Source organism: Streptomyces sp. CB01635 (assembly GCF_002803065.1).
Taxonomy (GTDB): Bacteria; Actinomycetota; Actinomycetes; order Streptomycetales; family Streptomycetaceae; genus Streptomyces.
The window spans coordinates 67,128-86,003 of record NZ_NNBL01000007.1 but is presented as its reverse complement, the minus strand read 5'-3'; the positions used below and the strand labels follow the sequence as shown (position 1 = coordinate 86,003).

Annotated in this window: 18 protein-coding genes and 5 tRNA genes; 6 read left to right on the top strand and 17 right to left on the bottom strand. The window is 69.9% G+C overall.

Features of this window, described 5'->3' with window-relative positions:
- Positions 1 to 3 precede the first annotated feature (3 nt).
- Entirely contained in the window at positions 4 to 969 is a 966-nt protein-coding gene (locus CG723_RS21120; RefSeq protein WP_100595034.1) for a thiamine-phosphate kinase, read from the bottom strand.
- A 224-nt stretch (positions 970 to 1,193) separates the two neighbouring features.
- On the opposite strand from CG723_RS21120, the gene CG723_RS21115 reads away from it, so the two are divergent.
- Together CG723_RS21115 and CG723_RS21110 are read left to right on the top strand one after the other, a co-directional pair.
- Complete coding sequence (locus CG723_RS21115) at positions 1,194 to 1,427, top strand: Lrp/AsnC family transcriptional regulator (protein WP_016642988.1); 234 nt, start codon at positions 1,194 to 1,196, stop codon at positions 1,425 to 1,427.
- A gap of 20 nt (positions 1,428 to 1,447) precedes the next feature.
- Complete coding sequence (locus CG723_RS21110; RefSeq protein ID WP_100595033.1) at positions 1,448 to 1,939, top strand: DUF3515 domain-containing protein; 492 nt, start codon at positions 1,448 to 1,450, stop codon at positions 1,937 to 1,939.
- Between the two features lie 21 nt (positions 1,940 to 1,960).
- On the opposite strand, the gene CG723_RS21105 is transcribed toward CG723_RS21110, so the two are convergent.
- The 3 genes from CG723_RS21105 to CG723_RS21095 are packed head-to-tail and all read right to left on the bottom strand — an operon-like array spanning position 1,961 to position 4,982.
- Entirely contained in the window at positions 1,961 to 3,118 is a 1,158-nt protein-coding gene (locus CG723_RS21105) for a D-alanine--D-alanine ligase family protein (RefSeq protein WP_100595032.1), read from the bottom strand.
- A 56-nt stretch (positions 3,119 to 3,174) separates the two neighbouring features.
- Positions 3,175 to 4,185 (bottom strand): NAD(P)H-dependent glycerol-3-phosphate dehydrogenase, encoded by a 1,011-nt coding sequence (locus tag CG723_RS21100; RefSeq protein ID WP_100595031.1) that lies wholly within the window; start codon positions 4,183 to 4,185, stop codon positions 3,175 to 3,177.
- The gene (locus CG723_RS21095) at positions 4,182 to 4,982 is read right to left on the bottom strand and encodes a lysophospholipid acyltransferase family protein (RefSeq protein WP_234374432.1); all 801 of its coding nucleotides are present in this window, start codon (positions 4,980 to 4,982) and stop codon (positions 4,182 to 4,184) included. The genes CG723_RS21100 and CG723_RS21095 overlap by 4 nt, the downstream gene beginning before the upstream one ends.
- Before the next feature lie 165 nt (positions 4,983 to 5,147).
- Between CG723_RS21095 and cofC the strand changes: the two genes are divergently transcribed.
- Positions 5,148 to 5,783, top strand: a complete 636-nt coding sequence (gene cofC / locus CG723_RS21090; protein WP_234374431.1) for a 2-phospho-L-lactate guanylyltransferase — start codon at positions 5,148 to 5,150, stop codon at positions 5,781 to 5,783.
- A 13-nt stretch (positions 5,784 to 5,796) separates the two neighbouring features.
- Entirely contained in the window at positions 5,797 to 6,000 is a 204-nt protein-coding gene (locus tag CG723_RS47645; protein WP_234374430.1) for a hypothetical protein, read from the top strand.
- A 112-nt stretch (positions 6,001 to 6,112) separates the two neighbouring features.
- Here the strand turns inward: CG723_RS47645 and CG723_RS21085 are convergent, their stop codons facing one another.
- From CG723_RS21085 to leuC, 4 genes are all read right to left on the bottom strand, one after another.
- A complete protein-coding gene (locus CG723_RS21085) occupies positions 6,113 to 6,781 on the bottom strand; it encodes an HU family DNA-binding protein (RefSeq protein ID WP_100595030.1) in 669 nt (222 codons plus the stop codon).
- A gap of 138 nt (positions 6,782 to 6,919) precedes the next feature.
- The gene (locus CG723_RS21080) at positions 6,920 to 7,150 is read right to left on the bottom strand and encodes a hypothetical protein (protein ID WP_100595029.1); all 231 of its coding nucleotides are present in this window, start codon (positions 7,148 to 7,150) and stop codon (positions 6,920 to 6,922) included.
- 269 nt (positions 7,151 to 7,419) lie between these two features.
- A complete protein-coding gene (leuD, locus tag CG723_RS21075; RefSeq protein WP_100595028.1) occupies positions 7,420 to 8,013 on the bottom strand; it encodes a 3-isopropylmalate dehydratase small subunit in 594 nt (197 codons plus the stop codon).
- 6 nt (positions 8,014 to 8,019) lie between these two features.
- A complete protein-coding gene (leuC, locus tag CG723_RS21070; RefSeq protein ID WP_100595027.1) occupies positions 8,020 to 9,450 on the bottom strand; it encodes a 3-isopropylmalate dehydratase large subunit in 1,431 nt (476 codons plus the stop codon).
- 185 nt (positions 9,451 to 9,635) lie between these two features.
- On the opposite strand from leuC, the gene ndgR reads away from it, so the two are divergent.
- A complete protein-coding gene (gene ndgR / locus CG723_RS21065) occupies positions 9,636 to 10,352 on the top strand; it encodes an IclR family transcriptional regulator NdgR (protein ID WP_100595026.1) in 717 nt (238 codons plus the stop codon).
- 152 nt (positions 10,353 to 10,504) lie between these two features.
- Here ndgR and CG723_RS21060 read toward each other — a convergent pair.
- The 9 genes from CG723_RS21060 to CG723_RS21020 all read right to left on the bottom strand — a co-directional run bounded on the left by CG723_RS21060 (position 10,505) and on the right by CG723_RS21020 (position 14,458).
- Positions 10,505 to 10,577, bottom strand: a tRNA-Glu gene (locus tag CG723_RS21060).
- A 28-nt stretch (positions 10,578 to 10,605) separates the two neighbouring features.
- Positions 10,606 to 10,677, bottom strand: a tRNA-Gln gene (locus CG723_RS21055).
- 30 nt (positions 10,678 to 10,707) lie between these two features.
- Positions 10,708 to 10,780: transfer RNA gene (locus CG723_RS21050), tRNA-Glu, on the bottom strand.
- A gap of 62 nt (positions 10,781 to 10,842) precedes the next feature.
- A tRNA-Glu gene (locus tag CG723_RS21045) sits at positions 10,843 to 10,915 on the bottom strand.
- Between the two features lie 41 nt (positions 10,916 to 10,956).
- A tRNA-Gln gene (locus CG723_RS21040) sits at positions 10,957 to 11,028 on the bottom strand.
- A gap of 88 nt (positions 11,029 to 11,116) precedes the next feature.
- Positions 11,117 to 11,848, bottom strand: a complete 732-nt coding sequence (locus CG723_RS21035) for an HAD family hydrolase (RefSeq protein WP_100595025.1) — start codon at positions 11,846 to 11,848, stop codon at positions 11,117 to 11,119.
- Positions 11,849 to 11,858: 10 nt separating this feature from the next.
- On the bottom strand, positions 11,859 to 13,334 hold the full coding sequence (gene gltX, locus CG723_RS21030) for a glutamate--tRNA ligase (RefSeq protein ID WP_100595024.1): 1,476 nt from the start codon (positions 13,332 to 13,334) through the stop codon (positions 11,859 to 11,861).
- Positions 13,327 to 14,103: a fumarylacetoacetate hydrolase family protein gene (locus tag CG723_RS21025; protein WP_100595023.1), complete on the bottom strand. Its 777-nt coding sequence runs from the start codon at positions 14,101 to 14,103 to the stop codon at positions 13,327 to 13,329. Before CG723_RS21025 ends, gltX begins: the two co-directional genes overlap by 8 nt.
- A gap of 157 nt (positions 14,104 to 14,260) precedes the next feature.
- Complete coding sequence (locus CG723_RS21020) at positions 14,261 to 14,458, bottom strand: hypothetical protein (protein WP_100595022.1); 198 nt, start codon at positions 14,456 to 14,458, stop codon at positions 14,261 to 14,263.
- Positions 14,459 to 15,036: 578 nt separating this feature from the next.
- Here CG723_RS21020 and CG723_RS21015 point away from each other — a divergent pair.
- Complete coding sequence (locus tag CG723_RS21015; protein ID WP_100595021.1) at positions 15,037 to 18,867, top strand: sensor histidine kinase; 3,831 nt, start codon at positions 15,037 to 15,039, stop codon at positions 18,865 to 18,867.
- The last annotated feature ends 9 nt before the right edge of the window (positions 18,868 to 18,876 follow it).

Here is an 18,876-nt window from a genome sequence, read left to right as displayed (position 1 = left end):
CCGTCAGGCCTCGATGTCCCCGAAGTGGTCCCAGCCGCCCTTGTTCGTCCAGGGCGCGCCGTCGACCGTCACCTGGGGCAGCGCCGACGGGTTGAGTACCTCGCCGATCACCTTCCAGCGGGCGGGCAGCTTCACGTCCGGCGGGAAGGTGGCCACGATCGCGTGGTCCTCTCCCCCGGTGAGCACCCACTGGATGGGGTCGACACCGACGGCCTGCCCGATGTCGTTCATCTGCGAAGGCACGTCGACCTTGCCGGACTTGATGTCGATACGGACCTTGCTGGCCTCCGCGATGTGCCCCAGGTCGGCGATGAGGCCGTCGCTGACGTCGCACATGGCGGTGGCGCCGAGCCCGGCGGCCGCGGGGCCCGCGTGGTACGGCGGTTCGGGCCTGCGGTGGGCCTCGACGAAGGCCCGGGGCGAGCGGAAGCCGCGCGAGAGGACCGCGTGCCCGGCCGCGGACCAGCCGAGCCAGCCGGTCACCGCGACGACGTCGCCGGGTTGCGCGCCGGCGCGCGTGACCGGCTCGTGGTTGCGCATGTCGCCGAGCGCGGTGATCGCGACGGTGATGGTGTCACCGCGAACGACATCGCCTCCGACGACGGCGGCGCCCGCGACCTGGCACTCGTCGCGCAGGCCGTCCATCAGCTCGTTCGGCCAGCTGGCGGGGAGTTCGGCGGGGACCACGAGGCCGAGCAGGAGCGCGGTCGGGACGGCGCCCATGGCGGCGATGTCCGCGAGGTTCTGCGCGGCGGCCTTGCGCCCGACGTCGTAGGCCGTGGACCAGTCGCGGCGGAAGTGCCGCCCTTCGAGGAGGATGTCCGTGCTCACGACGACCCTGCGGTCCGGCGCGGCCACCACGGCCGCGTCGTCGCCCGGGCCGAGTCGTACGGCCGGGGTGGTGGTGAGCCGGGAGGTGAGCTCTCGGATGAGCCCGAACTCGCCCAGCTCGCCGACGGTGCCCTTCATGCGCGTACTGCCCCTTCTGCCCCGGTCCGCTTGCGGTCGCGAGCCGTCTCTGTCATCGGTACGGTCATTGTCGTGGGCGGGACCGTCCCGTTGACCGGTGCCCGCCGTCCGTAAGTCGCAGTGTGTACGCCACAGCCACCGCGGGTCTCCCCGCGGCGAGCGGCGACGCGATACCGTGGCGTCCCTTCTCCCCACATGATCCTCGTGGCCGCCCTGGAGGTTCCGTGGTACAGGCGTACATCCTGATTCAGACCGAAGTCGGCAAGGCGTCGACCGTAGCCGAGCTGATCGGCAAGATCCCGGGGGTGATCCAGGCCGAGGACGTGACAGGTCCCTACGACGTCATCGTGCGCGCGCAGGCCGACACAGTCGATGAGCTGGGCCGCATGGTGGTCGCCAAGGTCCAGCAAGTGGACGGCATCACCCGCACCCTGACCTGCCCGGTCGTGCACTTGTAGCCCCCGTCTAACCTTGGCCGGTGAACTTCTTCCGTCACCGGCCCCGTCTTGCCACCGGGCTCCCCGCCCTGGCCCTGCTGCTCGCCGTCTCGGGCTGCTCCTCAGCAGACGACTCGGCGCACGCGGCGGTTCCCACCCCTGACGCCAAGGTCACCGACCTGTGCCGCAACCTGCACAAACGGCTTCCGGACACGGTGGACGGGCACGGAAGGAACGACCCCTCTCCGCGGTCCGAGCTGACCGCGGGGTGGGGAGATCCGGCGATCATACTGCGCTGCGGTGTCGAACGGCCCGCGCTGATGGACGACCCCCAGGCCCTGCCGGTGAAGGTGAACGGCGTGGGCTGGGCGTACGAGAAGCGCGACGACGGCACGCAGGTGCTCACGACGACGCTGCGGGTCGCCTACGTGGAGGTCACCCTGCCCAAGGAGCTGGCCGCCGAGGGGGCCTCGCCCCTGGTCGACTTCGCCGATCCCGTCAAGAAGGCGATCCCCGAAGGGATCGCCGACTGACGTGCATGCTTCGCTACGGGGCTAGCGCAGTCCCGTAGAGCGGTTCAGCGCCGCCTGGATGAGGCGGTCCACCAGCTCCGGGTAGCTCACGCCGCTCTCCTGCCACATGCGCGGGTACATGGAGATCGGGGTGAAGCCGGGCAGCGTGTTGATCTCGTTGATCACGAACTCGCCGTCCTCGGTGAGGAAGAAGTCGGCGCGCACGAGCCCCTCGCAGGACGCCGCGTCGAACGCCTCGACCGCGAGCCGCTGCACCTCGGCCGTCTGCTCGTCGGTGAGCGGCGCGGGCACGATGCCGGACGCCGAGTCGATGTACTTGGCCTCGAAGTCGTAGAAGTCGTGGGCCTGGACCGGCGGGATCTCGGCCGGCACGCTCGCGCGCGGCCCGTCCTCGAACTCCAGGACTCCGCACTCGATCTCGCGGCCGACGAGCGCCGCCTCCACGATGATCTTCGGGTCGTGGCTGCGGGCCTCCTCGATCGCCTCGTCGAGGCCCTCGAAGGAGTCGACCTTGGTGATGCCGATCGACGAACCCGCGCGCGCGGGCTTGATGAACAGCGGCCAGCCCTGCTCGCCGACGAAGTCCGCGACGCGGCGCCGCGCGCCTTCGCGGTCCTGCTCCCACTCGCGCGGCCGGATCACCAGGTAGGGGCCGACCTTCAGCCCGAACGAGGTGAACACGCGCTTCATGTAGTCCTTGTCCTGGCCGACGGCCGAGGACAGGACGCCACAGCCGACGTACGGCGTCCCGGACAGGTCGAGCAGGCCCTGGATGGTGCCGTCCTCGCCGTACGGGCCGTGCAGGACGGGGAACACGACGTCGACGTCGCCGAGGGCCTTGGGCACGGAGCCGGGCTCCGTGTAGACGACCTCACGGCTCGACGGGTCGACCGGCAGCACGACGCCGCCCTCGGCGGACTCGGTGAGCTCGGCGACGTCCGGCACCTTGCGGTCGGCGATGGCCATCCGCTCGGGATCGTCGGCGGTCAGCGCCCAACGCCCCTCTCGCGTGATGCCGATCGGCAGCACGTCGTACTTGGTGCGGTCGATGGCCCGCAGTACGGCGCCTGCGGTGACGACGGAAACGCCGTGCTCGGAGCTGCGACCGCCGAAGACGACGGCCACACGGGGCTTCTGGCCCGACGGGCGGCTGCTCTGGGGAAGGTTCTCGCTGCTCATATCGCGTTGAGCGTACCTGCTGGTAGCAGCGGAGTCAGCGTCCGGCGACGCCCGCGTCAGCGCCGTTCGGGCTTGGCACTGCGCGACATCATCTCCTTCAGGGCGACGACCGGGGACTTCCCCTCGTGCACGATGCCGACGACGGTTTCGGTGATCGGCATGTCGACGCCGTGCCGGCGCGCCAGGTCGAGCACCGACTCACAGGACTTGACGCCCTCGGCGGTCTGCTTGGTGACCGCGATGGTCTCCTGGAGGGTCATTCCCTTGCCCAGGTTGGTACCGAAGGTGTGGTTGCGCGACAGGGGCGACGAGCAGGTGGCGACGAGGTCGCCGAGGCCCGCGAGCCCGGAGAAGGTGAGCGGGTCGGCGCCCATGGCGAGGCCGAGCCGGGTGGTCTCGGCGAGGCCGCGCGTGATGAGCGAGCCCTTCGCGTTGTCGCCGAGGCCCATGCCGTCGGCGATGCCGACCGCGAGCCCGATGACGTTCTTCACCGCACCGCCGAGCTCGCAGCCGATCACGTCGGTGTTCGTGTACGGCCGGAAGTACGGCGTGTGGCAGGCGGTCTGGAGGCGCTGCGCAACCGATTCGTCGCTGCAGGCGACGACGGCGGCGGCGGGCATCCGGGCGGCGATCTCGCGGGCGAGGTTGGGGCCGGTGACGATGGCGATGCGGTCCTCGCCGACCTTGGTGACGTCCTCGATGACCTCGCTCATCCGCATGGCGGAGCCGAGTTCGACGCCCTTCATGAGGGAGACGAGGACCGTGCCGGGCGCGAGCAGCGGTGTCCACTCGGCGAGGTTGGCGCGCAGCGTCTGCGAGGGCACGGCGAGCACCGTGAACTCGGCGCCGTCCGCGGCCGCGGCGGCGTCGGTGGTCGCCCTGATGTTGCCGGGGAGTTCGATGCCGGGGAGGTAATCGGGGTTCGTACGCGTGGAGTTGACCGCTTCGGCCAGTCCGGGCCTGCGCGCCCACAGGGTGACGTCGCACCCCGCGTCGGCGAGCACCATGGCGAAGGCCGTACCCCAGGAGCCGGTTCCGAAGACGGCCGCCTTGACGGGTGGGGTCACTTGCTCTCCTCAGGACTTCCGTGCTCGATGGCGGGCGAACCGGCCTGTTCCGTAAGGGTGTTGGTCCCGGCGGCCTTGCGGCGCTGCGCGATGCGCGCCTCACGGGGGTCGTAACGCCGCTGCGGGGGCTGCTCGCCGCGCAGTTCACCGAGCAGCCCGGTGATCGCCGTCATGATGACCTCGGTGGCCTCCTTGAGGAGTTCCGGGGTCATCTCCTTGTCGTAGAAGCGCTCCAGGTCGACGGGCGGTCCGGCGAGGACGTGGTGCGTCTTGCGCGGCAGCAGGTCGGGCTTCTTCGCGTACGGCGCGAGCACGAGGTTGGCGCCCCACTGGGCGACGGGAATCACGGGGCACTTGGTCTGCAGTGCCACGCGCGCGACGCCCGTCTTCGCGGCCATGGGCCACAGGTCCGGATCGCGGGTGAGGGTGCCCTCGGGGTAGAAGGCGACGCACTCCCCGCGCTCGACGGCGTCGATGGCGGCACGGAACGCGCTGAGCGCATTCGTGGTCTCGCGGTATACGGGGATCTGTCCGGTGCCGCGCATGATGGCGCCGATGAACCCCTTCTTGAAGAGGCCGTGCTTGGCCAGGAATCGCGGAACGCGTCCGGTGTTGTACTGGAAGTGCGCGTACGCGAACGGGTCCAGATGCGAATTGTGGTTCACCGCGGTGATAAATCCGCCGTCGGCCGGAATGTTCTCCATTCCGCGCCAGTCCCGCTTGATCAGAACCACGAGCGGCGGTTTAGCGATGACCGCCGCCAGGCGGTACCAGAAGCCGATTCTGCGGCGGGACACTCGGACACCTTCCTCTATGGACCCTTGAAGGCCCTCTCGGACCTGGTCAGCCGCACAAGTGTCGCCCCAGGCCGCCGGTCTGTCGAGAACACCGTACGCCCGCGCGTTTATGCCCACCTCACGCGCCGGGCCACAATGAGCGCGACCCGAAGGGACGGACCTCACGTGCAGTGGACCCTGGTGATCCCGCTGAAACCCCTGGTGCAGGCCAAGAGCAGGCTGGCGCCCACGGCGGGGGACGGGGTGCGTCCCGGACTCGCGCTGGCGTTCGCGCAGGACACCGTGGCCGCCGCGACCGCCTCGGCCGGGGTGCGGGATGTGGTGGTAGTCACGGACGACGAGCTCGCCGGGAGGGAGCTGGCCGCCCTGGGGGCCCTGATCGTCCCCGATACCCCTGGCGCGGGCCTGAACGCCGCCCTGGCGCACGGTGCGGCGGCGGCGCGGGCCCGGCGCCCGGATGCGGCCGTCGCGGCGCTCAACGCCGATCTGCCGGCTCTGCGGTCGGCGGAATTGTCCCGGGTTCTTGCAGAGGCCGCGCTATTTCCCCGCGCATTTCTCCCCGATACGGCGGGAATCGGGACGACTCTTCTCAGTGCGGGTCCCGGCAATGAATTGCGCCCCGCATTCGGCACCGCGTCCCGAGCCCGTCATGCCGCGTCGGGAGCAATGGAACTCCCGCTGACGGGCGTCGACTCCGTTCGCCAAGACGTGGACACCGGCGAGGACCTGCGGGCGGCACTGTCGCTCGGCGTCGGCCCGCGCACGGCGGGGGCGGCCGCCGGGCTGCTGATCCCGGACTGAGTACGCTGCCTGCATGCAGGCCACCGCGTACACATACGACTCCGACACCCGCTCCGGCAGCGTGCTGCTCGACGACGGCACCCCCGTGCCCTTCGACGCCCCGGCGTTCGACGCGGGCGGCCTCCGGCTGCTGCGCCCGGGGCAGCGGGTCCGTATCGAGGTCGAGGGTGAGGGAGAGGCGCGGCGCATCACTCTCGTGACGCTGCAGACACTCTGAGCCCCTCCTGAACTGGGCTTGCGCATGAACCGGGTTTTCGCGAAACACCGCGGGCCGGGCTCCCCGAGGGGAGCCCGGCCCGGCGCGTGAGGGGCCCTTGAGGCCGTCGCCCTTACTTCTTGCGGGCGGTGGTCTTCTTGGCGGTCGTCTTGCGCGCAGTGGACTTCTTGGCGGGCGCCTTCTTGGCCGTGGCCTTCTTGGCGGGCGCCGTCTTCTTCGCGGTGGCCTTCTTCGCGGCGGTCTTCGCCGGGGCGGCCTTCTTGGCGGTGGCCTTCTTCGCCGTGGCGGTGGCCTTCTTTGCGGTGGCCTTCTTCGCCGTCGCCGTGGTCTTCTTCGCCGCCGCCTTCTTGGCGGTCGTGGCCTTCTTGGCGGTGGTCTTCTTCGCCGCCGCCTTCTTGGCGGTCGTGGCCTTCTTGGCCGCGGCCTTCTTGACCGTCGCCGAAGCACCGCCGGTCAGGCTGCCCTTGGGCGCCTTCTTCACGGCCACGTCGTTCTTCGGGAGCTTCTTCGAGCCCGCGACGAGGTCCTTGAAGCCCTGACCGGCACGGAAACGCGGAACGGAGGTCTTCTTGACCCGTACGCGCTCACCCGTCTGCGGGTTACGGGCGTAGCGAGCCGGGCGGTCGACCTTCTCGAACGAGCCGAAGCCGGTGACCGAGACCCGGTCCCCGCTGACAACGGCACGGACGATGGCGTCCAGGACCGCGTCGACGGCGTCCGCGGCCTGCTGACGGCCGCCGACCTTGTCGGCAATCGCTTCTACGAGCTGCGCCTTGTTCACGTCTTCCCCTTCGGAGACATTGCCGGAACGTATCCGGTCCGGCTTTTTCGCACGTTAGGCAGATATATACCGCAAATCAAACACGAAACGGGCTAATCACCCTTGTGCCGCAACGGACTCGGGCTGTCTCGAAGTTCTTCAGTGGCCCTCTTGTGGGAATCGACCCTCGTCGAGGTCCACCATGAATCGGTCCAGTCGCCTTGCCGCACCGGCGAGATCGTGCTTGGCCGCGGCCGTAATGACCAGCAGCTTCCGGGTCAGCGCCATCCGTACGCCCTCCGGGACTTGCAGTGCGCGCACCCTGGAGTGCGCTTCCTTGAGTTGGTCCGCGACCGCCGCATAGAGCTGGAGTTGGCCGTCGTGTTCCATGCACAGATTGTGCCATCTGGGGCGAGTTGTCGCCTCCGCAGGGGGTAACTGCCGTCCCTGGCGGGGCTCCTGGGCCCCTTCGCGGGGCGTGCGCGCACGGGCGCCACGAGGCTCGCGCACCTCTCGAACACCCTTGAAAACGCGGGGAGTTGAGACCTCCGCAACGGCACTTGGCGAGCGGTCGGAGGCCGGACACAGCTGTACCCCCAACCGTCCACGATTGGGGGTACAGATGCTCGTTGCGATGGCCGGAATCAGCCTTGCAGAGTTCAGATCTGCACGGTCTGCGGCTTGAACGACGGACGCTTGGACTCGTAGTCCGCGATGTCGCCCTCGTTCTGGAGCGTGATGCTGATGTCGTCCAGGCCGTTCAGCAGCCGCCAGCGCGCGTTCTCGTCGAGTTCGAAGGCTGCGGTGACGCCCTCGGCCCGTACTTCACGCGCCTCCAGGTCGACCGTGATCTCGGCCTGGGGGTCGTTCTCCACGAGAACCTGCAGCGCGTCCACGACCTTCTGGTCGAGCACCACCGTGAGCAGGCCGTTCTTGAGCGAGTTGCCGCGGAAGATGTCGGCGAACCGCGAGGAGATGACGGCCTTGAAGCCGTAGTTCTGCAGCGCCCACACCGCGTGCTCGCGGGAGGATCCGGTGCCGAAGTCGGGACCTGCCACCAGGACCGTGGCGCCCTCGCGTTCGGCCTTGTTCAGCACGAACTCGGGGTCCTTGCGCCAGGCCTCGAAGAGCCCGTCCTCAAAACCGTCCCTGGTGACCTTCTTGAGCCAGTGGGCGGGGATGATCTGGTCGGTGTCGACGTTGCTGCGGCGCAGCGGGACAGCCCGGCCGGTGTGCGTGGTGAATGCTTCCATGGCTGATCAGACTCCAGCGGGCGTACGGGCGTCAGTGTCGGACAGGTCGGCCGGAGAGGCCAGGTGGCCGAGCACGGCGGTGGCGGCGGCGACCTGGGGCGAGACCAGGTGGGTACGGCCGCCCTTGCCCTGCCGGCCCTCGAAGTTGCGGTTCGAGGTGGACGCGGAGCGCTCGCCGGGGGCGAGTTGGTCGGGGTTCATGCCCAGACACATCGAGCAGCCCGCGTGCCGCCATTCGGCGCCGGCCTCCTTGAAGACCTTGTCCAGGCCCTCGGAGACGGCCTGCAGACCCACCCGCGCGGAGCCGGGAACGACCAGCATCCGTACGCCGTCGGCGACCTGGCGGCCCCCGACGATCTCGGCGACGGCGCGCAGGTCCTCGATGCGGCCGTTGGTGCACGAACCTACGAAGACGGTGTCGACCTTGATGTCGCGCAGCGGCTGCCCAGCGGTCAACCCCATGTATTCCAGGGCCCTTTCGGCGGCGTGGCGCTCCGAAGCGTCCTCGTACGAAGCAGGGTCGGGGACGTGCGCCGACAGGGGCGAGCCCTGGCCGGGGTTGGTGCCCCAGGTGACGAACGGCGCCAGCGCGGCGGCGTCGATGACGACCTCGGCGTCGAATTCCGCGTCGTCGTCCGACTTCAGCGTCTTCCAGTACGCAACCGCTGCGTCCCAGTCCTCGCCCTTGGGGGCGTGCGCACGGCCCTCGAGGTAGGCGAAGGTGATCTCGTCGGGGGCGATCATGCCCGCGCGGGCACCGGCCTCGATCGACATGTTGCAGATGGTCATGCGGGCTTCCATCGAGAGCTTCTCGATGGCGGAGCCGCGGTACTCCAGGATGTAGCCCTGGCCGCCGCCCGTACCGATCTTCGCGATGATCGCGAGGATCAGGTCCTTGGCGGTGACGCCCTCGGGCAGTTCGCCGTCGACCGTGATGGCCATCGTGCGGGGACGGGCCAGCGGCAGCGTCTGGGTCGCCAGGACGTGCTCGACCTGGGAGGTGCCGATACCGAAGGCCAGCGCGCCGAACGCGCCGTGCGTGGACGTGTGGGAGTCGCCGCAGACGACCGTGGTGCCCGGCTGGGTCAGGCCCAGCTGGGGGCCGACGACGTGCACGACGCCCTGCTCGACGTCACCCAGCGAGTGCAGGCGCACACCGAAGTCGGCACAGTTCTTGCGCAGCGTCTCCAGCTGGGCGCGCGAGACCGGGTCCGCGATCGGCTTGTCGATGTCGAGGGTCGGGGTGTTGTGATCCTCGGTGGCGATGGTGAGGTCGAGGCGCCGCACCTGGCGACCGGTCTGGCGCAGGCCGTCGAAGGCCTGCGGGCTGGTCACCTCGTGCAGCAGGTGCAGATCGATGAAGAGGAGGTCGGGCTCGCCCTCGGCGCGCCGGACGACGTGGTCGTCCCAGACCTTCTCCGCGAGTGTCCTACCCATCGCTTTCCCTCCGGCCGGCATCGTGAGCCGGCCCAACTAGAGATCGTGGTCGCCGACGTCCGTACCCCTCGTACCGGACGTGAACGTCCCGGCCCGTTGGTCTGCGGGCCGCTGTAAGTACAGGGTGTCAAGTTTCACGGGAAATTGAACTTGCGTTTCACAGAGTGAGACGCGAGTATCGACGCATGGACAACTCTAGCGGCGTCGGCGTTCTGGACAAGGCGGCCCTTGTTCTCAGCGCCCTGGAGTCCGGTCCGGCCACCCTCGCGGGGCTGGTCGCGGCGACCGGACTGGCAAGACCCACGGCTCACCGTCTCGCCGTGGCACTGGAACATCACCGCATGGTGGCGCGTGACATGCAGGGCCGTTTCATCCTCGGCCCGCGCATGGCCGAGCTGGCCGCGGCGGCGGGCGAGGACCGCCTGCTCGCGACGGCGGGCCCGGTACTCACCCACCTACGCGACGTGACGGGCGAGAGCGCGCAGCTCTATCGCCGGCAGGGCGACATGCGTATCTGCGTCGCGGCCGCCGAGCGCCTGTCGGGCCTCAGGGACACCGTCCCCGTGGGCTCCACACTCACGATGAAGGCGGGCTCGTCTGCGCAGATCCTGATGGCTTGGGAGGAGCCCGAGCGCCTCCACCGCGGCCTCCAGGGCGCCCGCTTCACGGCGACGGCCCTGTCGGGCGTCCGGCGCCGTGGCTGGGCCCAGTCGATCGGCGAGCGGGAGCCGGGCGTCGCGTCCGTCTCCGCGCCGGTGCGCGGCCCCTCGAACCGCGTCGTCGCGGCGGTCTCGGTCTCCGGACCGATCGAGCGCCTGACGCGCCACCCGGGCCGGATGCACGCACAGGCCGTCATCGACGCGGCGGGCCGCCTCTCCGAGGCCCTGCGCCGCACCGGCTGACCCTCCCCCACCACACCGCTCCCCCTCGGGCCGGCCGCTTCAACGCCGCAGCGACCGGCCCGAGTTGAGACTTGGTGAGACCTTTTGCTCTCACGCGCTCCGGACAACGCGAAGAGGCCCTCCCCTACTGGGGAGGGCCTCTTGCTGTCTTGTACCCCCGACCGGATTCGAACCGGCGCTACCGCCTTGAGAGGGCGGCGTGCTAGGCCGCTACACAACGGGGGCGAGGATCTTGCGCTGTCACGCGATCCAGCTGGGCTACCAGGACTCGAACCTAGAACAACGGAACCAGAAACCGTCGTGTTGCCAATTACACCATAGCCCAATGCGATCCAGGCCTGGATGGCCCGATCAGTACCCCCGACCGGATTCGAACCGGCGCTACCGCCTTGAGAGGGCGGCGTGCTAGGCCGCTACACAACGGGGGCCCTAGCGATCCTGCATGAAAAACAGCGGGTGCGACCCGGACTGTCCCCCTGGGAAGGATCTGTACCCCCGACCGGATTCGAACCGGCGCTACCGCCTTGAGAGGGCGGCGTGCTAGGCCGCTACACAACGGGGGCTTTGCGGATCTGGAATCCGCGATGCAGATAAGCTCTGCGAGCTGGCCTACCAGGACTCGAACCTAGACTAACGGAACCAGAAACCGTCGTGCTGCCAATTACACCATAGGCCATCAAAAAGCAACCCCTTGCGAGGGTTCTGTTTGATTTACGCTTCCGGATCCGGCCTTTCGGCCCGTTTCCCTTGGCGCAGGAAGAACATTACCCGAAGGTGGACGGCGCTCCAAAACGGGTATCCGGGGCCAGCAGGGCGGGGAGCTGGTCGAGCGCCGTGATGCGCGTGAGTTCGGGACGGCCGCCGGTCCGCGCGCGGTCCAGCCAGATGCCGGTGAGCCCCGCCTCCTCGGCGCCGCGGGCGTCGGTGTCGGGCTGGTCGCCGACGTACGCGACCTCGCGCGGGGGCAGTTCCAGGGCCTCGCAGGCGGCGTGGAAGGCAGCGGCCTGCGGTTTGGCCACGCCGAGTTCGGCGGCGCAGACGACGGCCTCGAAGCGGTCCCTGACGCCGAGGACGCGCAGCTTGCGGTCCTGGTTGTGGAGCGAGGAGTTGGACAGGACCGCGTGCCGGTAGCGGTCCGCGAGGAGATCGAGCACAGGGACCGTGTCGGGGAACAGCGCCCAGGCGGCCTCGTAGTGGACGATGTAGCGCCCGAACCAGGCGTCGGCCTCGGCATCGTCCATGGTGCCGTCGGCGCCGCGCCCCACGAAGGCCCGTACACGGTCACGGCGCTGGCCCTCCCAGTCGGTCTCGCCCGACTCGAAGCGCGCCCAGTGCTCCTGGGTGAGGGTGCGCCAACGGGCGAGGGCCTGGCCGACGGAGGTGAATCCGTCGGCCAGGCCCTCGGCCCGAAGGTGTTCCCGCATTCCCGCGCGGTCCGCATTCGCGTAGTCGAAGATCGTGTCGTCTACGTCCCACAGGACCGCGCGGATCGGCATGTGACCGAGCTTAGGCCGTGAGCTTGGCCAGGGCTGCGTCGATGCGGGTCAGGGTCTTGTCCTTGCCCAGGATCTCCAGGGACTCGAAGAGGGGCAGGCCGACCGTGCGGCCGGTGACGGCGACGCGGACCGGGGCCTGCGCCTTGCCGAGCTTGAGGCCGTGCTCCTCGCCGGCGGCCAGGACGGCCTCCTTGAGGGCGTCGGCCGACGTCCAGTCGGCGGCCTCGAGCTTCGCGCGGGCCGTGGTCAGGAGGCCGGCCGGGTCGCCCTTCATGGCCTTCGTCCAGGACGCCTCGTCCTCCACCGGCTCCTTGAGGAACAGGAAGTCGACGTTGGCCGTGATGTCGGACAGGACCGTCACGCGGGTCTGCGCGTGGGGGGCGATGGCCTCCCAGGCCGCCTGGTCGAAGTCCTCGGGCGCCCAGTTGGCGAACGGGGCGCGCAGCCACGGCTCGCAGGCCGCCGCGAAAGCCTTCACGTCCAGCATGCGGATGTGGTCGCCGTTGATCGACTCGGCCTTCTTGAGGTCGAAGCGGGCCGGGTTCGAGTTGACGTCCGCGAGGTCGAACTTCGCGACCATGTCCTCGATGGAGAAGACGTCCTGGTCGGCCGAGAAGGACCAGCCCAGCAGGGACAGGTAGTTGAGCAGTCCCTCGGGCAGGAAGCCGCGCTCGCGGTAGAGGTTGAGCGAGGCCTGCGGGTCGCGCTTCGAGAGCTTCTTGTTGCCCTCGCCCATGACGTACGGGAGGTGGCCGAAGGCGGGGGTGAGCTTCGCGATGCCGAGCTCGGTGAGCGCCTTGTAGAGGGCGATCTGGCGGGGCGTGGAGGAGAGCAGGTCCTCGCCGCGCAGGACGTGGGTGATCTCCATCAGGGCGTCGTCGACCGGGTTGACCAGCGTGTACAGCGGGGCGCCGTTCGCGCGGACGATGCCGAAGTCCGGGACGTTCTCCGGCTGGTAGGTGATCTCGCCGCGGACCAGGTCCTCGAACGTGATCGCCTCGTCGGGCATGCGGAAGCGGACGATGGGCCGACGGCCCTCGGCCTCGTACGCGGCGATCTGCTCGGCGCTCAGGTCGCGGCAGTGGCCGTCGTAACCGGAGGGCTTGCCGGCGGCGCGGGCGGCGTCGCGGCGGGCGTCGAGCTCCTCGGTGGAGCAGTAGCAGCGGTACGCGTGGCCGGCGGCCAGGAGCTTCTCGGCGACGTCCTGGTAGATGTCCATGCGCTGCGACTGGCGGTACGGCGCGTGGGGGCCGCCGATCTCGGGGCCCTCGTCCCAGTCGAAGCCCAGCCAGCGCATCGCGTCGAGGAGCTGCTCGTACGACTCCTCGGAGTCGCGGGCCGCGTCGGTGTCCTCGATGCGGAAGACCAGGACGCCCTGGTTGTGCCGGGCGTAGGCCCAGTTGAACAGGGCCGTGCGCACCAGGCCCACATGGGGGTTGCCGGTGGGAGAGGGACAGAAACGTACGCGGACGTTCGCGTTAGCCACGCTTGATCACCTTGTTGGTGAGAGTGCCGATGCCTTCGATGGTGACGGCGACCTCGTCGCCGACGTTGAGCGGGCCGACCCCTTCCGGAGTGCCCGTGAGGATCACGTCGCCGGGGAGCAGCGTCATGGCCTCGGAGATGTTGACGATCAGGTCCTCGATCGAGTGGATCATCTGGGACGTGCGGCCGAGCTGGCGCTGCTGTCCGTTGACCGTGCACTGGATCGTCAGGTCGCTGGGGTCGAGGTCCGTCTCCACCCAGGGGCCGAGCGGGCAGGAGGTGTCGAAGCCCTTGGCCCTGGCCCACTGTTTCTCGCGCTTCTGGACGTCACGCGCGGTGACGTCGTTCGCGCAGGTGTAGCCGAGGATGACGTCCTTGACGCGCTCGCGCGGGACCTCGCGGCACATGCGGCCGATGACGACGGCGAGCTCGGCCTCGTAGTGCAGTTCCTGCGAGAAGGAGGGGTACGCGATCTGGTCGCCGGGGCCGATCACCGAGGTGGACGGCTTGAAGAACGCGAAGGGGGCGTCCGGGACCTCGTTGCCCAGCTCCTTCGCGTGTTCCGCGTAGTTGCGGCCGAAGGCGACGACCTTGTTCGGGAGCACCGGCGGCAGAAGCCTGACCTTGCTCAGCGGGACCTTCGTGCCGGAGAGTTCGAAGTCCGCGAACGGGATGCCCTTGATGATGTCGAGGACAAGCTCGTCAGGCTTGTCGCCCTCGACCGCGCCGAAGGCGACATTGCCGTCGATGGAGAATCTGGCGATGCGCACGGGTGCCTTGCGCCCCTCTACTTCCGCTGGCTGGAGTCTGACGCCCCAGGCTAACGCGGCGAAGAGCCGGTCTTTGAACTCCGGCCGGATCAGCGTGGGGCGTCTGGCCGGAGTTCAAAGACCGGCTCTCACACCCGGCCTCGCGGACTGCCGCGCGTCAGGAGGCGACGGGCGTCTGCTCCGGGGCTTCCATCAGGATGGCGCGGCGCGGGTTGGCCGTCTGCGCGGGGAGCTCGACGGAGTACTCCGGGAGTTCCGGTGCCGTCTGCAGCTCGTCGGCGTCCTTGAGGTGCATCAGCGTCGTACGCCGCGGGTTGGCGATGTTGCGGAACATCGCGGACTTCACAGTCTTCATGTGTCGCTCGTGACCTTGTCGGTGCGGGCGCCCCCAGGGCGCCGGTTGTCGGATTCGCCATCCCTGTAAAGCGTCAGGCTAAACATCTGATTCCCGTCGAAAGCCAGGAAGGGACGAGGTTCTTCATGTGAGTTTGCTCACCAGAGGGCGGGCAAAAGTTTCAATTCGGACCCGAAGTGCGCCGTATCGAAACGGGCATTCCGCCACTGAAGCAACCATTCCGCTCCCGATCATGGCGACTGGGACACCCCCGGGGTGTAGGTGGAACGTCAGCAAAAGTCCGTTATCGACGAGATCGCTTTCTACATCTCGTGACACACCCCTCACACGGCGTCACAGTGTCCCCGCGCTGGCGCTCGGCCCTTGTTGGAGATCCTGCACTGTGCTGGAATTCGCGGGACCGCCGCGAGATCGAGCCGGCGCGCACGGGGCGCAACGCAGCGCCGAGTCGCGGCGGGAAGGGGGAGCAGCGCCGGTCACCGACGACCGAAGGGGGCGTGTCCGCTCGCCCCCGAACTACGCCGACACCGTCCCGTCCGCGCACGCGGGGGACGCCTGGTCCAGAGGTTGCGACGCTAGTGCAGGGACGTAAGAACAGGGATGGCAGCGCTGCGGCGGAGCCGGAGCCGCGCGGCGGGACTGGCCCGATGACAGGCAGTTCCTCGCCCCAGCACGCCCAGAACCCGGGCCGGACCGCCTCCGTCGAGGGCAGTACCGCCTCCTCGGCCGCGCCCAAGGCCGCCGCGAAGCCGAAGAGCCCGAGCGGCCCCGGCTCGCGAATAGCGCTGCGCAACTGGCGTATCTCCACCCGCCTGGTGTCGCTGCTCGCCCTCCCCGTGGTCGCCGCGACCTCCCTCGGCGCGCTGCGTATCGGCGAGTCGATGAGCGACATCCAGCAGCTCGACAACATGAAGCTGCTGACCGACATGACCAAGCAGGCCACCGAGCTCGCGTCCGCGCTCCAGGAGGAGCGCGACCAGTCGGCGGGCCCGCTGGCCAACGGCGGCAAGGCGACCGAGGACTACACCGTCAAGGGAGCGCGCCAGAAGACCGACCGCGCGCGCAAGGCCTTCATGGAAGGCACGTACGAGATCACCGACGGGACCAGCAACAGCGGTCTCGACGGTGTGCAGGACCACGTCACGCAGATCGCCGGCCAGCTCAACAACCTCAAGGGCATCCGGCAGGACGCGTTCAAGGACCGCAGCACCTCGTCCCAGACGATCGACGCATACAGCCGCCTCGTCGAGCAGCTCCTGTCGCTGTCCACCGACATGGCGCAGGCGACCAGCAACCCCGAGATGATCAAGCGCACGCGCGCCCTGGCGTCGTTCTCCTCCGCCAAGGAGTACGCGTCCGTGCAGCGCGCCGTCATCGCGGCCGCCCTGCCCCCGAACGACCGTGACTTCGGCAAGCTCTCCGAGACCGACCGCCGCTACGGCGAGTCCGCGCTGGAGAACCAGGAGTCCGACCTCAAGGGCTTCAGCTCCGTCTACGGAAACGTCGCCGCCACCGAGCTGATGAAGCCCATCGACTCGGGCAATGCGACGATCAAGGCCGCCGACCAGTACGCCCGCCGCGCCCTCAGCCAGGAGGGCGGCATCAGGATCCAGGACAAGCGGTCCTACAAGGACTGGGTCGACGCGGACAGCCAGCGTCTGCAGGAAATGTCCAAGATCGAGCTGACGCTGCTCAACCAGATGGAGCAGCAGGCCCGCGAGCTGCGCAACGAGTCCGAGCGCACGGCCATCATCAACGGTGCGCTGATCCTGCTCGTCCTCGGCGTCTCGCTCGTCGGCGCGTTCGTCGTGGCCCGCTCCATGATCCGCTCGCTGCGCCGGCTCCAGGACACCGCGACCAAGGTCGCCCAGGACCGCCTGCCCGAGCTGGTCAAGCAGCTGTCCGAGTCGGACCCGCAGGACGTCGACACCTCCGTCGAGTCCGTCGGTGTGCACTCGCGCGACGAGATCGGCCAGGTGGCCTCGGCCTTCGACGACGTGCACCGCGAGGCGGTCCGCCTCGCCGCCGAGCAGGCCCTCCTGCGAGGCAACGTCAACGCGATGTTCACCAACCTCTCGCGCCGTTCGCAGGGTCTTATCCAGCGCCAGCTCTCGCTCATCTCCGAGCTGGAGTCGCGTGAGGCCGACCCCGACCAGCTGTCCTCGCTGTTCAAGCTCGACCACCTCGCGACCCGCATGCGCCGTAACGGTGAGAACCTCCTCGTTCTCGCCGGTGAGGAGCCCGGCCGCCGCTGGACCCGCCCGGTCCCGCTGGTCGACGTCCTGCGCGCCGCCGCCTCCGAGGTGGAGCAGTACGAGCGCATCGAGCTGGCCTCGGTCCCCACGACCGAGGTCGCCGGACGCGTCGTCAACGACCTCGTGCACCTGCTCGCCGAGCTGCTCGAGAACGCGACCTCGTTCTCCTCGCCGCAGACCAAGGTCAAGGTCACCGGTCACGCGCTGCCCGACGGCCGTGTGCTCATCGAGATCCACGACACCGGTATCGGCCTCTCCCCCGAGGACCTCGCCGCGATCAACGAGCGGCTCGCGTCGCCGCCCACCGTGGACGTGTCGGTCTCGCGCCGCATGGGTCTGTTCGTGGTCGGCCGTCTGTCGCAGCGTCACGGCATCCGTATCCAGCTCCGCCCGTCCGACTCCGGTGGTACGACGGCGCTCGTCATGCTGCCCGTCGACGTCGCCCAGGGCGGCAAGAAGGCTCCCGGCAAGCCCGGTCCCGGCGCCGCCTCCGGTGGCCCCGCCGCCGCGCAGGCCGCCGCAGGTGTGGCCGCCGCACGGCGTGGGGTCGGCGCGGGTGCGGGTCCGCAGGGCGGTCCCGGCGGTGCGGGCCGGCTCGGTGCCGGCCCCGGCGCGGCGCGTCCGCAGGTCGCGGGCTCTGGTCCGCGCGCGGCGCTGCCCAGCCGTGACGGCAACGGGCCGCAGGCCGGTGGCCCGCAGGCGCCTCAGTCTCCGCAGTCCCAGCAGTCCCCTCAGCAGGGTCGTCCGGCTCCGGCCGGCGTGTTCGGCGCGCAGGGCCTGCAGAGCGGTCCCGGCCAGGGCCAGCCGCAGGGTCAGGGCCTCGGTCAGGGCGGCCCGGGCCAGAACGGTCCCGTGCCGCCCCAGCAGCGTACGAACCAGGCGCCCGAGCAGGGCCGCAGGCCGGTCCTGCCGCCGCGTGGCGGTCCCCGTGCCGAGCTGCCCGGGGGCAACCCCCAGCCGCGCGTGCCGAGTTGGGGCAACGACGACGCGCAGCCGCCGGTGCCGCGCCCCTCGCTCGACGCGCCGCGCGGGCACGAGGAGCCGGACTCCACGTCACAGTTCCCGCGGGTGGACGACCGTCAGGGACCCGGCTCGACGGCCGAGTTCCCCCGGCCCGACTTCGACGGACCCCGTCCCGGCGCGCCCGCCCCGCACGACCACGGTCAGGGTCAGGACACGGGGGCGTTCGTCCGTAACGACGTCTTCGGCGGCCACCAGGGCCAGTCGCAGAACCCGAACCACCTCCAGCCGCAGGGTCAGCCGCAGAACCCGAACCACCAGACCGGCCAGTTCGCGGCGCCCGGCTTCGGTGACGGTCAGCGCCCCGGCGCTCAGGACCCGTCCACCACCGGCCAGTTCGCGGCCCCCGGTCAGAACAACGGCGGGCGTCCGCGCCAGGACGGCCAGTTCCCCGGCGGCGACAGCTTCGGACAGCCGCAGCAGGGACAGGGCCCGGGTCAGCCGCAGGGCCGCCCCGGCGGTCCCGCGCGTGACCTGCCGCAGCTCGGCTCCCGGGACGTGGCGGACTTCTCGATGCCGCGCCCGCCCGTCCAGGGCGGTCAGGACCAGGGCTTCCCGGCACAGCCGCAGGCCCCCGGCCGACAGGACGACCTGCCGCCCGCCGGACCCGGCGACGGCCGCACGCCTCTCTTCGACACCCTTGAGACCAACTGGTTCCACGGCCAGCAGGCCCCGCAGCAGCAGGACCGGCCGCAGGCGCCCGCGCCCCAGCAGAACAACGGCCGGCCGGGCGGCCTGCCGCAGCGCTCGCCGCAGCAGCCCCAATCGCCCGACGCCACCCCCGCGCCCGCCCGCCCGGCGGCCGCCGCACCCGCGGCGCCCCAGCAGGCTCAGGCGCCCGCCAACTGGCGCCAGTCGCCCAACGACGAGCTCGGCCGCCAGGCCGAGCGGGTCCGCCAGCCCTCGGCCGGCGGAGTCACCGTCTCCGGGCTCCCGCGTCGCGTCCCGCGTGCGAACCTCGTCGCGGGTACGGCTCAGCAGCAACAGCACCAAACCGGTCCGCAGGTCTCGCGTTCGCCTGATGACGTTCGCGGCCGGCTGACCAATCTCCGTCGGGGCATCCAGCAGGGTCGCCAGGCCGGTACGGGCCAGACCGGCAGCTTCCCCAGCCCCACTCACCAGCAGGAGCGTTAGTTGACCCAG